This window comes from Streptomyces sp. NPDC047515 (assembly GCF_040643055.1).
GTDB lineage: Bacteria > Actinomycetota > Actinomycetes > Streptomycetales > Streptomycetaceae > Streptomyces.
In genome coordinates, this window is record NZ_JBEYTM010000025.1 from 1 (window position 1) to 15,099 (window position 15,099).

The following is a 15,099-nucleotide window of genomic DNA, read 5'->3' on the forward strand; positions in this document are numbered from 1 at the left end:
ACGCGGGAGGGGGTCCCCCCTGGCCCTCAAGGCCTTGGGGGAGTGCGTGCCAGGGCGTGGCCGCCCGATCAGAGGCCGCCCGACAGGCTCTGAGGCCGAGAGGCCCTGGAGCACGGGCACGGCGACCGGAGCGACCGAGGTAGATTCGAACGGTGAACGCTGAAGACCCCGGCCGTATCGTCCTGCTCACCGCCAGCCACCGCGTCGCGCCCGGTCTTCTGTCCTGGCCCGCCTGGCAGACGCTGCACGCCGCCGACCGGGTGCTCTGCGCCGAGCGGGACAATCCGCAGCTGCCGTATCTGCGCGAGGCGGGCGTCACCGTCGAGCACGTGGCGCCCACCGCGCAGGAGCTCGTCGACGCCTGCGCGGGCGGCCGGAGCGTCGTTCTCCTCACGAGTGGCGAAGGCAGCCCGGCGCTGACCGACGGGCTCGCGCGGCTCGCGGGTTCGGGCCGGGTGCGGATGCCGGACCTGGAACTGCTGCCCGGTTCGTACGATCTGCCGGGGGCCCGGTTCCTCGATCTGGTCCAGATCATGGACCGGATCCGGATCGAATGCCCCTGGACCTCGCAGAAGACCCACAAGGGCCTCGCCAAGTACGCCATCGAGGAGGCGTACGAACTCGTCGAGGCGATCGAGGACGGCGACCGCGACGAGCTGCGCGAGGAGCTCGGGGACGTACTGCTCCAGGTCGTCTTCCACGCCCGGATCGCCGAGGAAGGCCGCCCCGAGGACGGGGCGGAGCCGTTCTCCGTCGACGACGTGGCCGCGACCCTCGTCGAGAAGCTGATCCACCGCCACCCGCACGTCTTCGGCGACGAGACCGCCGAGACCCCGCAGGACGTGCACGCGCACTGGCTGCGGACCAAGGCCGTCGAGAAGCAGCGCGACTCGGTCACCGACGGGGTGCCGCTCGGCCAGCCCGGCCTGGCGCTGGCGGCGAAACTGGCCGGCCGGGTCCGTACCGCGGGGCTCGACGTGGCCCTCCCCACGGGCGACGGCATCGGGTACGAGCTCCTCGCCCTCGCCGTGCGCGCCGAACAGGACGGCATCGACCCCGAGGCCGCGCTGCGGGCCGCGGGCCGCGCCTACCGGGACGCGATCCGGGCGGCGGAGGGCAACGGATAACGTCGGAGGGTGAATCACAGCCCCGCCGACCGCCCCGCCGATCCGCCTACCGACGGCCCTGCCGGTGACTTCGGTGACCGCCCCGCCGATGGCCCGGCGGCCCACCCCGGCTCCCGCCTCGCCGACAGCTCCGCAGCTGCCCCCGGCGATCACCCCGCCGCCTGCCCTGTCGGTGCGCCCGAACTCTTCACCTGGGAGTTCGCCACCGATCCGTATCCGGCCTACGCCTGGCTGCGCGAGCACAGCCCCGTGCACCGCACCGCGCTGCCCAGCGGCGTCGAGGCGTGGCTCGTGACCCGGTACGCGGACGCCCGGCAGGCGCTCGCCGACGGCCGGCTCTCCAAGAATCCGGCGCACCACGCCGAGCCGGCGCACGCCAAGGGGAAGACGGGCATCCCGGGCGAGCGCAAGGCGGAGCTGATGACGCATCTGCTGAACATCGACCCGCCCGACCACACCCGGTTGCGCCGCCTCGTCTCCAAGGCGTTCACCCCGCGCCGGGTGGCCGCGTTCGCGCCGCGCGTGCAGGAACTGACGGACCACCTCATCGACCGCTTCATCGCGGAGGGGAAGGCGGACCTCATCCACGACTTCGCGTTCCCGCTCCCCATCTACGCGATCTGCGATCTGCTCGGCGTGCCGCGCGAGGACCAGGACGACTTCCGGGACTGGGCGGGCATGATGATCCGCCACGGCGGCGGACCGCGCGGCGGGGTGGCCAGGTCGGTGAAGAAGATGCGCGGCTATCTCGCCGAACTGATCCACCGCAAGCGGGAGAACCCGGGGGACGATCTGATCTCGGGGCTGATCAGGGCCGGCGACCACGGCGAGCACCTCGCCGAGAACGAGGCCGCAGCCATGGCCTTCATCCTCCTCTTCGCCGGCTTCGAGACGACGGTCAATCTCATCGGCAACGGGGTGTACGCCCTGCTGCGCAACCCCGCACAGCGCGAGCGGCTGCACCTCTCCCTCGACGCGGGGGAGAGCGGGCTGCTGGAGACCGGGATCGAGGAACTGCTGCGGTACGACGGCCCGGTGGAGCTGGCGACCTGGCGGTTCGCCACCGAGCCGCTGACGCTCGGCGGCCAGGACATCGCGGCCGGTGACCCCGTGCTCGTCGTACTCGCCGCCGCCGACCGCGATCCGGAACGCTTCGAGAACCCCGACGCGCTCGACCTCGCACGGCGTGACAATCAGCACCTCGGATACGGGCACGGCATCCACTACTGCCTGGGAGCACCACTCGCCCGGCTGGAGGGACAGACCGCGCTCGCCATGCTCCTGAGGCGCCTTCCGGACCTGCGGCTTGCGGTGGAACCTACCGATTTGCGGTGGCGTGGCGGACTCATCATGCGCGGACTGCGCACGCTGCCCGTGGAGTTCACGCCGGGGGTCACGACGACACAAGGTGACACTCTGTCAACTCTGTGACTTTCACGTGATCTGTGCTGCATCGACTTGTGACACGCGTTCGAGTCCCGCTAGGTTCACCGTTCGACTCACCAGTCACTCGTCAGTCACACGGAAGGCAACCCCATGGGCTCCGCGAACGGCAGACACCGTCGCCCTCGTCAGGCACCCGCCATCGTCGTCGCCGCGGGCGTGACCGGCTCGGCCATCGCCATCCCGCTGCTCGGCGCGGCCGGTGCGCACGCGGCCGACGCCACGACCTGGGACCGGGTGGCCGAGTGCGAGAGCGGCGGCATGTGGAGCGCCGACCTCGGCAACGGCTTCTACGGCGGCCTGCAGTTCTCGCCGGAGACCTGGAAGGCGTACGGCGGCGAGTCGTACGCCCCGCGTGCCGACCTCGCCAGCCGCGCGCAGCAGATCGCCGTGGCCCAGAAGGTCCTGGCCGACAAGGGGCCGAAGGCGTGGCCCAGCTGTGCGGTCATCTCCGGTCTCGCGGTGGACGGAACGCTGCCGGGTGTCGACCCGGGGGTCACGGACTCCGCCGAGCCGGCGGACGGTGCGGAGTCGGCTGACGGCGCGTCGGCGACCCCGTCCGATGCCGCCACGCCATCGGGCGGCGCCCACAAGCCGACGGGCAAGCAGGCGGGCGAGAAGCCGGGCGAGAAGGCGGGAGAGAAGGCGGACGAGGCGGGCAACTCCGCGAAGCCTTCGGCCACCGAGTCGGCCGTTCCGTCCTCGGGCCCGTCCTCCGAGACGTCCGATTCACCCCGTACGTCCGACTCGTCCAGTGGTACGAGTGGCAAGCACCGCGGCACTCCGGCGCCCGAGGAGAGCCGGGACGTGGACGGTGGCGTCGACCGCGAGTCGGGCCGCCATGCCTCCCGTGGCGGCGGCGACGCCCGCGACGCGGGTGCGTCGGCCGTCGACGGCGCGTACGCCGTCCGTTCCGGCGACAACCTCTGGGCGATTGCTGATGCACAGAAGGTTCCCGGCGGCTGGCCCGCGCTCTATGAGGCCAACAAGGAGACGGTCGGCTCCGACCCGGACCTCATCCTCCCTGGCCAGAGCCTCCGTCTCGATGTGAAGGCCGACTGAGGGCAGTCTGAAAATCGGCTAATAGACCCTCAAAAACCGGGGTAGTTCAGGGACCTATGTCCACTTATGCGTAAGTGAGACATGGGTCTCTTTACGTCACTGGCGTGTCGCGCCCGGGGGGCCCTTCCGTATTGCCTCCCACCTGCGGAAACGATGGTTCCTCAGATGCAAGTAAGGGCTGATTGTCCGATGTGTCCATCTTTGAATGTGGGGGTTGCCTATGTTTACGGTCGGAACCGCTCGCACCGCGGGCCCCGTCGACCGTCACGCCGAATCCTGCCGTCGGTCGAAGGGAACAGACGCGTAAAGCGCCGTAGGCAGGAGCGGGGGACCCAGGTAAGCGCCGGCCCGATCGTCGAAAGACGGATCAGGGGCGGCTTGGGGTGAAGTCGCGTGCTAGGACGTGCGACCGGGCAACTCACTTGGCCCGAACCCGACAGCTCACCTCGTAGGCGTCGGTGAGGAGAAGTTCCATGCTGTTTTCCAGCAAGGGCAAGCACCGTCGCCCGTCCAAGGCCGTCCGTATCGCCACGCTCGCCGGTGTCGCCGGTACCGCCGTCGCCGTCCCGCTGATGGGTGCGACCGGTGCCTCCGCCGCCTCCGTCGCCACCTGGGACGCTGTCGCCCAGTGCGAGTCCGGTGGCAACTGGTCCATCAACACCGGCAACGGCTACTACGGCGGCCTGCAGTTCTCGCAGTCCAGCTGGGCCGCCGCCGGCGGTACGCAGTACGCCCCCCGTGCCGACCTGGCCACCAAGGCCCAGCAGATCGCCACGGCCGAGAAGCTCCTCGCCCTGCAGGGCCCGGGTGCCTGGGGCTGCGCCGGCGCCGGCAACCTGCGCAACGACGGTGTGGACCCGGGCGTCGACACCGGCTCCTCCTCGAAGACCAACTCCGGCGCCACGCAGCAGCAGAGCGCCCCCGCCGCGCCCGAGCGGCAGGTCCAGCCGAAGAAGGCCGAGCGCACCGAGGCCCCCGCCACCAACCGCTCGGACCGCTCCGCCGCCCCGCAGGCCGAGGCGAAGAAGACCGTCACCACCCCGACCGGCGAGAAGGTCAAGAAGGGCGACGGCGAGTACAAGGTCGTCTCCGGCGACTCCCTGAGCAAGATCGCTGCCGACCACAAGGTCGAGGGCGGCTGGCAGCACCTGTTCGAGCTGAACAAGGACATCGTCAAGGACGCCGACCTGATCTACCCGGGTCAGCAGCTGCACCTGACGAAGTAGTCCGGGAACTCTCCTCCCTGAGCACCCCGGCCCGGCGCGCGTTCCCCCGTACGCGCCGGGCCGGGGTTTCCGTGTGACCCCCTGCTTCCGCGAGGTGCGTCACCTCGCTGCGTGCGGCAGCTCTGTCCCGGCGGGGCGCGTCGCCTCCGTATCGCGTCCGGACGGGCCGGCTCCGGCCCGCGCGGGGCGGGCTCCGGGAGGGCCCAGCGGTGCGTGATCGTTCAACTTCTGTAGTTACTGACCAGTAAAATTCTGGCTGTTCGCCCCGTGATGCTCGCTCTTGGGTCCTTTTTCGTCCCAGGGGGCGGGCGGTAGTCCGACTGAGCGGGCCGGGCCGGTTAGGCTCTTGTCGCAAGGCCAAAGTGACCCTGCACAACCAGTGTCATATCCCAGAAGGAGATGCCTCGTGCCGTCCATCGACGTCGTCGTAGCCCGGGAAATCCTCGACTCCCGGGGGAACCCCACGGTCGAGGTCGAGGTCGGCCTCGACGACGGCAGCACGGGCCGTGCTGCCGTGCCGTCCGGCGCCTCCACCGGTGCGTTCGAGGCCATTGAGCTTCGCGACGGTGACCCCAACCGCTACCAGGGCAAGGGCGTGGAGAAGGCCGTCCTCGCCGTGATCGAGCAGATCGGCCCGGAGCTCGTGGGTTACGACGCGACCGAGCAGCGGCTGATCGACCAGGCGATGTTCGACCTGGACGCCACGGAGAACAAGGGCTCGCTCGGCGCGAACGCCATCCTCGGTGTCTCGCTGGCCGTCGCCCACGCCGCCTCCGAGGCCTCGGACCTGCCGCTGTTCCGCTACCTCGGTGGCCCGAACGCGCACCTGCTGCCCGTTCCGATGATGAACATCCTCAACGGTGGGTCGCACGCCGACTCCAACGTGGACATCCAGGAGTTCATGATCGCCCCGATCGGCGCGGAGTCCTTCTCCGAGGCCCTGCGCTGGGGCGCCGAGGTCTACCACACGCTGAAGAAGGTCCTGAAGACCAAGGGCCTTTCGACCGGTCTCGGCGACGAGGGCGGCTTCGCGCCGAACCTGGAGTCGAACCGCGCCGCCCTGGACCTCATCGTCGAGGCCATCAAGGAGGCAGGCTACGTCCCGGGCAAGGACATCGCGCTCGCGCTCGACGTCGCCGCCTCGGAGTTCTACAAGGACGGCAAGTACGAGTTCGAGGGCAAGTCCCGCTCCGCCGCCGAGATGACCGAGTACTACGAGGAGCTCGTCTCCGCGTACCCGCTGGTCTCCATCGAGGACCCGCTGTACGAGGACGACTGGGCCGGCTGGAAGGTCATCACCGACAAGCTCGGCGCCAAGGTGCAGATCGTCGGCGACGATCTGTTCGTCACCAACCCGGAGCGGCTGGCCCGCGGCATCGAGGAGGGCTCCGCCAACGCCCTGCTCGTCAAGGTCAACCAGATCGGTTCGCTGACCGAGACGCTGGACGCCGTCGAGCTGGCCCAGCGCAACGGCTTCAAGTGCATGATGTCCCACCGCTCCGGCGAGACCGAGGACGTCACCATCGCCGACCTCGCCGTCGCGGTGAACTGCGGTCAGATCAAGACCGGCGCCCCGGCCCGCTCGGACCGCGTCGCCAAGTACAACCAGCTGCTGCGCATCGAGGAGATCCTCGACGACGCCGCGGTGTACGCGGGCCGCTCCGCGTTCCCGCGGTTCCGCTCCGAGAGCTGATCTGCACAGCGCCACGACAGCCGGTCGGCACAGCGCTTTGTGAACCGACGAGCGCAGCGCCCAGCGAACCTCAGGCGCGACAAGGCCTGATCGCAGGCCCCTCGCGGGGCAAAGGCACCGGCCTCCGTCCGTCCCCGCACTCGGTCCCGTACCGTGTGCGGGGACGGACGTGCGTAATGGGGAGGCGGAGACATGGCCGCGAAGGACCGGGACCGGTTCTCCACCGCGACCCGGCTGCGGCTGCTCGGTGAGCAGACCGCCGCCCGCGTCTACCGGTCGCAGAACCGCCGCCAGGCCCGCCGCTCCCGGCTCACCGGCCGGGCGGCCTTCCTCGCCCTGATCGTCTGCTCCCTGGTGGTCGCGCTCGCGTACCCGATGCGACAGTACGTGTCGCAGCGCGACGAGATCGCCGACCAGGAGCGCCGGGCGCAGGAGGCCCGAGACCGTACCGAGGAGCTGCGCGACGAGAAGGCGCGCCTCCAGGACGACGCGTACATCAGGCAGCTGGCCCGCAAGCACCTGCACTACCTTCTCCCCGGAGAGACCGGATATACGGTGATCGACCCCGACGCGGTCAAGGAGCGCAACGGCGAGACGGATGATTCCGGCCGGCCGTGGCACTCCAACCTCTGGGACGGCGTGGACAGCGCCGACCGCGACTGACTCCCTTCATCCCCTCTGCAGAACCGCAGTTCGAGCAGCCCGATCAGAACCTAGGCAGGCATGGAAACCCCCCCTCCGCAGACCGAGTCCACCGCGCCCACCGAGGCGGACATCGCCGCGTTCCAGCTGCAGCTGGGCCGCCCGCCGCGCGGGCTGCGCGCGATCGCGCACCGCTGCCCGTGCGGCAACCCGGACGTGGTCGAGACCCAGCCCCGGCTGGAGGACGGTACGCCGTTCCCGACGACGTACTACCTGACGTGCCCGCGTGCCGCGTCCGCGATCGGCACGCTGGAGGCGAACGGCGTCATGAAGGAGATGACCGAGCGCCTCGCCACGGACCCGGAGCTGGCGGCCGCGTACCGCGCCGCGCACGAGGACTACATCGCCCGGCGCGACGCCATCGAGGTCCTTGAGGGCTTCCCGAGCGCCGGGGGCATGCCGGACCGGGTGAAGTGTCTGCACGTGCTGGTCGGCCACTCGCTGGCCGCCGGGCCCGGAGTGAACCCGCTGGGCGACGAGGCGATCGCCATGCTGCCGGAGTGGTGGCGCAAGGGGCCGTGCGTGACGCCGTGCGGCGCGCCGGAGGAGAAGGACGGCCGGACCGTCGAGACGTCGGAGGGCGGGCACTTCGCGTTCCGGCCGGCCGACGGGGCGCCGCACGAGGGCTGATCGTTCCCCCGGGGCCCCACCCCCGGACCCCCGCTCCTCGATCGCCGGAGGGGCTTGATCTCTAGGAGCACCCATGACCCGCGTGGCCGCCATCGACTGCGGCACCAACTCCGTCCGACTGCTCGTCGCCGACGCCGACCCGTCCACCGGCGAGCTCGTGGAGCTCGACCGGCGGATGGAGATCGTCCGCCTCGGCCAGGGCGTCGACCGCACCGGCAGGCTCGCGCCCGAAGCCCTGGAGCGGACGTTCGCCGCCTGCCGCCGGTACGCGGCGGTGATCAAGGAGCACGGGGCGCAGAGGATCCGTTTCGTCGCCACCTCCGCTTCCCGCGACGCGGAGAACAGGGAGGACTTCGTCCGTGGTGTGCTGGACATCCTGGGCGTCGAGCCCGAGGTGATCAGCGGCGACCAGGAGGCGGAGTTCTCCTTCACCGGCGCCACCAGGGAGCTCGCGGGCCGCGATCACCTCGCGAAGCCGTATCTCGTCGTGGACATCGGCGGCGGCTCCACCGAGTTCGTCCTCGGCGACGATCACGTGCGGGCCGCGCGTTCCGTGGACATCGGCTGCGTCCGGATGACCGAACGGCACCTCGTGCACGACGGTGTCGTGAGCGATCCGCCGGCCCCCGACCGGATCGCCGCGATCCGCGCCGACATCGACGCGGCCCTCGACCTCGCGCAGGAGAGCGTCCCGTTGACCGGGGCCGCCACGCTCGTCGGTCTCGCCGGGACGGTCACCACCATCGCCGCGATCGCCCAGGGGCTGAAGGAGTACGACTCCGAGGCGATCCACCACTCCCGGATCACCCTCGGGCAGGTCCAGGAGATCACCGGACGGCTCCTCGCCTCCACCCACGCCGAGCGCGCCGCGATCGGTGCGATGCATCCGGGGCGGGTCGATGTGATCACCTCCGGGGCGCTGATCCTGCTTGCCGTGATGGAGCGGACCGGGGCCCGGGAGGTCGTCGTCAGCGAGCACGACATCCTCGACGGGATCGGCTGGTCGATCGCGTAGGTACGCTCCGGCGAGGCCGCCCCCGGGCCGCCTCGCCGGGGGCGGCCCGGGGGGTTTCTGAAAGGTGCTCATGCGGACTCCGGCCTGCACCTTTGAGCCTTCATGGGCCACCAGAGGGGCGCCTTGCGAGACACGTCGCGACGAACTTCGTGAACTTCTTCACAAGGAATTCCGCCCTGTGAAGGGCAGTTCTGGCCCGTATGGGCACTCAGGGTCGCCGGCGGGGTCGTTCCGTGTCGATACGGGGCTGTTCCGGGCGCGTTGCCGGAGCGTGAATCGAGGCGGTGGTTCACCCCGCTCCGAGGCTCAAGGGCCAGCTCACAAGCGGTGAACAACGTTCGCCCCCGTGCCGCGGTTCCCTGCCGGCGTCATGACCTCGGTCACGTGGGTGGCGCAGTGTAGCAGAGGGCCGGTCATAGCTTGTGAAGGGGCTCACGAGCCCGCCCTCCGAGGGGGGTGGATACTCGATGCCATGAGCACCACGGAGCGTCCCAGGATCCTCGTAGTAGGCGGTGGGTACGTAGGCCTGTACGCAGCTCGACGCATTCTGAAGAAGATGCGCTACGGAGAGGCGACCGTCACGGTCGTCGACCCGCGCTCGTACATGACGTACCAGCCCTTCCTCCCCGAAGCTGCTGCCGGCAGCATCTCGCCTCGGCATGTCGTCGTCCCGCTGCGACGCGTACTGCCGAAGGCCGAGGTGCTCACCGGCCGCGTCACGACCATTGATCAGGACCGCAAGGTCGCCACGGTCGCGCCGCTCGTCGGCGAGGCCTACGAGCTGCCCTTCGACTACCTGGTCATTGCGATGGGCGCGGTCTCCCGCACCTTCCCGATCCCCGGCCTTGCCGAGCAGGGCATCGGCATGAAGGGCATCGAGGAGGCCATCGGCCTGCGCAACCACGTCCTGGAGCAGCTGGACAAGGCCGACTCGACGACCGACGAGGACGTCCGCCGCAGGGCGTTGACGTTCGTCTTCGTGGGTGGCGGATTCGCGGGTGCGGAGACCATCGGCGAGGTCGAGGACATGGCCCGCGACGCGGCGAAGTACTACACGAACGTGAAGCGCGAGGACATGCGCTTCATCCTCGTCGACGCCGCCGACAAGATCCTTCCCGAGGTCGGCCCGAAGCTGGGCACCTGGGGCCGCGAGCACCTGGAGTCCCGTGGCGTCGAGGTCTTCCTCTCGACCTCCATGGACTCCTGCGTCGACGGTCACGTCGTGCTGAAGAACGGCCTGGAGGTCGACTCCAACACGATCGTGTGGACGGCCGGTGTGAAGCCGAACCCGGCGCTGGCCCGTTTCGGTCTCCCGCTCGGTCCGCGCGGTCACGTGGACACCTCCGAGAAGCTCCAGGTGCAGGGCACCGACTACATCTGGGCCGCGGGCGACAACGCCCAGGTCCCGGACATGGTCGGCCGCAGGGCCGGCAACCCGAACGCCTGGTGCCCGCCGAACGCCCAGCACGCGCTGCGTCAGGCCAAGGTCCTCGGCGACAACGTCATCTCCGGGATGCGCGGCTTCCCGCAGAAGGAATACAGCCACGCCAACAAGGGTGCGGTCGCCGGTCTGGGGCTGCACAAGGGCGTTGCGATGATCGTCATGGGCAAGATGAAGATCAAGCTCAAGGGCCGTCTCGCCTGGTACATGCACCGGGGCTACCACGGCATGGCGATGCCGACCTGGAACCGTAAGATCCGGATCTTCGCGGACTGGACCCTTGCGATGTTCCTCAAGCGCGAGGTCGTCTCGCTCGGCGCCATGGAGACGCCGCGCGAGGAGTTCTACGAGGCCGCCAAGCCGGCCCCGGCACCGGCCGTCGCCAAGGCCGAGGGCGAGAAGGCCAAGGCCTCCTAGGGCTTCTTGTCCGGGCCGGGCCGGAGCCCGGCGTGATCCGGGCGAAGGGCCTCGGTCCACCCGCGGGTCCCACACGCCCGCGCAGTACGTGCACAACGCCCGAAGGGGCCGTCCGCCATCCGTGGTGCGGACGGCCCCTTCGGCGTACCCGGCCGTCGCGCGGTGGGGCATCGCGCGGGGCGCGAGGTGGCGCACCATCAAAAAACGTGTGACCTACAGGCATTTTGCCGTTCCGTTGCGCCATAGCGGGATGGCCCGCGTTCCGCAGACAGTTGAGGAGGGTGTACCTCGCCGTGGCGTCGTAGGTGCCCGGCGTGGTTGCAGGCATGTTTGGACATGTTTGGGCACATTGGGAACACCATCACGGAGGTGTGCGCCATGGCAGACGCCGCATTGCGGCTGACCGCTCTCGCCGAGGAGTTGCTGGGAGAAAAGCTGCCGGTCCGTATCCGGGCCTGGGACGGCAGCGAAACCGGACCGCCCGGTGCCCCCGTTCTTGTCGTCCGGAACCGCCGTGCGCTGCGCAGGCTGCTCTGGAAGCCGGGCGAACTGGGCCTGGCCCGCGCCTGGGTGGCGGGCGATCTGGGCATCGAAGGCGATCTGTACGAGGCTCTGGATCTGCTGGCCTCGCTGATCTGGGACCGCGGCGCGGAGGCCACGTCCGGCGTCCATCCGGTCCGCGACCCGAAGGTGCGGGCCTTCGCCACGGGGCTGTTGCGGCTCGCGGGCCCCTGGCTCCCGCCCGCGCCGCCGCCCGAGGAGGTACGCCGCCGCGCCGGCACCCTCCACACCAAGCGCCGCGACAAGGAGGCCATCAGCCACCACTACGACGTGGGCAATGACTTCTACGAACTGGTCCTCGGCCCGTCCATGGTCTACTCCTGCGCCTACTGGGAGGACGACGGAAATCTTGAGGACGCCCAGCGCGACAAGCTCGACCTCGTCTGCCGCAAGCTCGGGCTGAAGGAGGGCGACCGGCTCCTCGACGTCGGCTGCGGCTGGGGCTCCATGGCCATCCACGCGGCGCGCGCCTACGGCGCCCGGGTCACCGGAGTGACCCTCTCCGCCGAGCAGGCCGCCTATGCCAGGAAGCGCATCGCGGAAGAGGGCCTCACCGACCGGATCGAGATCCGGGTCCAGGACTACCGGGACGTCAGGGACGGCCCGTACGACGCCATCTCGTCGATCGGCATGGCGGAGCACGTCGGCTCCGTCCGCTTCCGCGAATACGCCGACGACCTCTACGCACTGCTCAAGCCCGGCGGCCGGCTGCTCAACCACCAGATCGCCCGCCGCCCCGAGAAGGACGAGTCCGCGTACCACGTGGACGAGTTCATCGACGCCTACGTCTTCCCGGACGGCGAACTGGCCCCGCTGGGACGGACCGTGACCACCCTCGAAGAAGCCGGGTTCGAAACCCGTGACGTCGAGTCGATCCGCGAACACTACGCACTGACCCTGCGCCGCTGGGTCGCCAATCTGGAGAAGCACTGGGACCGCGCGGTCCGGATGACCTCGCCCGGACGGGCCCGGGTCTGGCGGCTCTACATGGCCGCCTCCGCCCTCTCCTTCGAGCACAACAAGATCGGCGTCAACCAGATCCTCGTGGTGCGCCCGGCGGCGGGCGGGGCCTCCCGCATGCCGCTGCGGGCCCGCGACTGGACGGCTCCGGCGACCGGCTGACACCGGGACGGACCGAGGGCCGGTGCCCGCAGCTCCGTGCTGCGGGTACCGGCCCTCGGGCGCGTCCGGCGAGATGCCGCCCGGTTCGCTACTCGGTCTTGATCGCCGTCAGCATGTTCAGCTTCGCGGCGCTGCGGGCCGGCCAGAGGGCGGCCAGCACACCCACGACCCCTGCCAGCACCAGGAAGACCGCGATCCGGTCCCACGGGATGACCAGCGCGTACTCCGGGATGTCCGACGACAGGGTCTGCCCGATCGCCCAGCCGAGGAACATGCCGAGCACGACACCGACCACCGCACCGAAGAGCGAGATGACCACGGCCTCCAGCCGGATCATGCGCTTCACCCGGCGCCGGTCCAGGCCGATCGCCCGCAGCATGCCGATCTCCTGCTGGCGCTCGAAGACCGACATCGCCAGGGTGTTGATGACTCCGAGCACCGCGATGATCAGGGCCATCGCCAGCAGCCCGTACATGATGTTCATCGCGAGGTTGACCGAGCCGCCGAACATGTCACGGATGTCCTGACGGTCCATGATGCTCATCGCCGGGTTGTCGCCCAGAGCCTTCACCAGGGCCTGCTCGTTGGCCTTGGTCGCGCCGCCGTCCATCTTCAGCCAGATCTCGCGGATGTCCGACATACTGCCGTGCGCATCGGTGACGTTCTTCGGGACCAGGACCGGGGAAAGCATCTCGTTCCCCTCGAAGACCGCCCCGACCTTCAGCTCGCCCATCTTGTCGTCGTCGAACTTCACCCGGAGGGTGTCGCCGGTCTTCCAGCCGTTCGACTTGGCCGTCTTCTCGTCGACGGCGATCTCGCCCTTGTCCAGCGCGTCGATCGAGCCGGAGAGGGTCGTCAGCGCGAAGAGCTTCTGCACATCGCCGGGGGTGACGGCGGATGCGGAGTGGTAGTCCTCCTTGACCCGCAGCGAGGTGGCCTGCTGCGGCGAGATCGCCGAGACCCCGTCGGCCTTCTGCAGGGCGGTGAGCGCCGACTCGTCGAGCGGACCGCCGCTCGCCATCGTCACCATGTAGTCGGCCTTGATGTTGTCCGTGGTCATCCGGTCGACCGCCTGGCCGAGGGTGACGCCGAGGACCGAGATACCGGTGACCAGGGTGAGGCCGATCGCCAGCGCGGAGGCGGTGGCACCGGTACGGCGCGGGTTGCGGACCGCGTTCTGCGCGGCCAGCTTGCCGGAGACCCCGAACAGCCGCTTCAGCAGCGGGCGGACCAGTGCGATCACCGGCCGCGACAGCAGCGGGATCAGCACGATGACACCGATCAGCGTGAGGAAGGCGCCCACGGCGATGACGGTCCGGCCGGTCGATCCGGACTTGGCCGCGCCCGCCACGATGGCCGCCCCGCCCAGCAGGGTGAGCACGGCGCCGATCGAGTTGCGCAGCACCAGGGACTTGACGGTGGCCGTCGCGTGCACGCTGCTCATCGCCGCGACCGGCGGGATCTTGGCGGCCCGGCGGGCGGGCAGCCAGGCGGCCAGCACGGTGATCAGGACACCGACGGCGAGCGCGGCGATGACCGCGGTGGGCGAGATGATCAGCGGTCCGGCCGGGATCTTTCCGCCGAACAGGCCCATCGCGGAGCGCAGTCCGGTGGCGAGGCCGAGGCCGAGGGCGAAGCCGATGACCGAGGCGATCAGGCCGACGACGGCCGCTTCGAGGAGCACCGAGCGCTTGACCTGGCGGCGGGAGGCGCCGACGGCGCGCATCAGTGCCAGCTCCTTGGTGCGCTGGGCCACCAGCATGGTGAAGGTGTTGGCGATCAGGAAGACACCGACGAACAGGGCGATGCCGGCGAAGGCGAGCAGCATCCCGTTGAGACCGCTCAGACCGTCCTCGATCCGCTTGGCCTGATCGTCCGCGAGCGCCTGGCCGGTCTTGGCCTGGGCGTCCTTGGGCAGCAGCGGCTTCACTCCGGCCAGCAGCTTCTCGGCGGAGACGCCGGGCGCGGCGGACACGTTGGCGTCCCTGAACACGCCGGGCCTGAGGTAGAGCTTCTGGGCGACCTCGGTGTCGAAGAGGACCAGGCTGCCGCCCGCGTTGACCGCGCCGTCCTCGGTGGTGAAGACACCGGAGAGGGTGTACTCCTTCACCGGCCCGTTCGTGGCGACCCGGACCCGGTCACCGACGTGGTACTCGCCCCGCCTCGCGGTCTCCTGGTCGAGCGCGATCCGGTCGGCCGCGACCGGGCCCGTACCGTCGACGAAGGTGTACGCGGAGTCCTTGCCGTTCTTGCCGGGGGAGTAGTTCCCACCGGTGTTCGACCAGCCGTTGCCGATCAGCTTGCCGTCGGGGTCGGCGACCCCGGCGAAGCCGGAGACCCGGCCGGTGGCGGTGTCGACGCCGTCCAGGCCCTGGATCTTCTTCAGGGTGGCGGCGGTGATGCCGGGCGTCTTCTCGTCGCGCTGGTCGGCATAGGAGGTGACGGCCACGGCGACGTCGTCGTAGCTCTTCGCCGACTGGTTACGGAGGGCGTTGCCGAGGGTGTCGGTGAAGACCAGGGTGCCGGACACGAAGGCCACGCCGAGCATCACGGCGAGTACGGTCATCAGCAGCCTGGCCTTGTGCGCGAGCACATTGCGCAGGGCGGTTCGGAACATGTCTGTCAGTCCTGGGATCGGGAGGGGTTCCGGAGGATGGCGC

The 15,099-nt window shown here is 70.0% G+C and carries 11 protein-coding genes and 1 riboswitch; of the genes, 10 read left to right on the forward strand and 1 reads right to left on the reverse strand.

The window, feature by feature from the left end; all coding sequences use genetic code 11:
• Positions 1-152 precede the first annotated feature (152 nt).
• The 10 genes from ABZ826_RS21070 (at position 153) to ABZ826_RS21115 (ending at position 12,439) form a co-directional block, all read left to right on the forward strand.
• Complete coding sequence (locus ABZ826_RS21070; RefSeq protein ID WP_361450223.1) at positions 153-1,127, forward strand: nucleoside triphosphate pyrophosphohydrolase; 975 nt, start codon at positions 153-155, stop codon at positions 1,125-1,127.
• Between the two features lie 9 nt (positions 1,128-1,136).
• Positions 1,137-2,558 (forward strand): cytochrome P450, encoded by a 1,422-nt coding sequence (locus ABZ826_RS21075; RefSeq protein ID WP_361450226.1) that lies wholly within the window; start codon positions 1,137-1,139, stop codon positions 2,556-2,558.
• Between the two features lie 105 nt (positions 2,559-2,663).
• Entirely contained in the window at positions 2,664-3,632 is a 969-nt protein-coding gene (locus ABZ826_RS21080; protein WP_361450229.1) for a transglycosylase family protein, read from the forward strand.
• A 299-nt stretch (positions 3,633-3,931) separates the two neighbouring features.
• Positions 3,932-4,102, forward strand: a riboswitch (cyclic di-AMP (ydaO/yuaA leader).
• Positions 4,103-4,105: 3 nt separating this feature from the next.
• Positions 4,106-4,858 (forward strand): transglycosylase family protein, encoded by a 753-nt coding sequence (locus tag ABZ826_RS21085; protein ID WP_361450232.1) that lies wholly within the window; start codon positions 4,106-4,108, stop codon positions 4,856-4,858.
• 406 nt (positions 4,859-5,264) lie between these two features.
• Entirely contained in the window at positions 5,265-6,551 is a 1,287-nt protein-coding gene (gene eno, locus ABZ826_RS21090; RefSeq protein WP_351076713.1) for a phosphopyruvate hydratase, read from the forward strand.
• Between the two features lie 192 nt (positions 6,552-6,743).
• Complete coding sequence (locus ABZ826_RS21095; protein WP_361450236.1) at positions 6,744-7,214, forward strand: septum formation initiator family protein; 471 nt, start codon at positions 6,744-6,746, stop codon at positions 7,212-7,214.
• 60 nt (positions 7,215-7,274) lie between these two features.
• Entirely contained in the window at positions 7,275-7,883 is a 609-nt protein-coding gene (locus ABZ826_RS21100; protein ID WP_361450239.1) for a DUF501 domain-containing protein, read from the forward strand.
• Between the two features lie 73 nt (positions 7,884-7,956).
• Entirely contained in the window at positions 7,957-8,898 is a 942-nt protein-coding gene (locus ABZ826_RS21105) for a Ppx/GppA phosphatase family protein (protein WP_361450242.1), read from the forward strand.
• Between the two features lie 472 nt (positions 8,899-9,370).
• Positions 9,371-10,756, forward strand: coding sequence for an NAD(P)/FAD-dependent oxidoreductase (locus ABZ826_RS21110; RefSeq protein ID WP_361450245.1), 1,386 nt, complete (start codon positions 9,371-9,373; stop codon positions 10,754-10,756).
• A 378-nt stretch (positions 10,757-11,134) separates the two neighbouring features.
• Positions 11,135-12,439, forward strand: a complete 1,305-nt coding sequence (locus ABZ826_RS21115) for a cyclopropane-fatty-acyl-phospholipid synthase family protein (RefSeq protein WP_361450248.1) — start codon at positions 11,135-11,137, stop codon at positions 12,437-12,439.
• Positions 12,440-12,527: 88 nt separating this feature from the next.
• On the opposite strand, the gene ABZ826_RS21120 is transcribed toward ABZ826_RS21115, so the two are convergent.
• Positions 12,528-15,056, reverse strand: a complete 2,529-nt coding sequence (locus ABZ826_RS21120; RefSeq protein WP_361450251.1) for an FtsX-like permease family protein — start codon at positions 15,054-15,056, stop codon at positions 12,528-12,530.
• Positions 15,057-15,099: the final 43 nt, after the last annotated feature.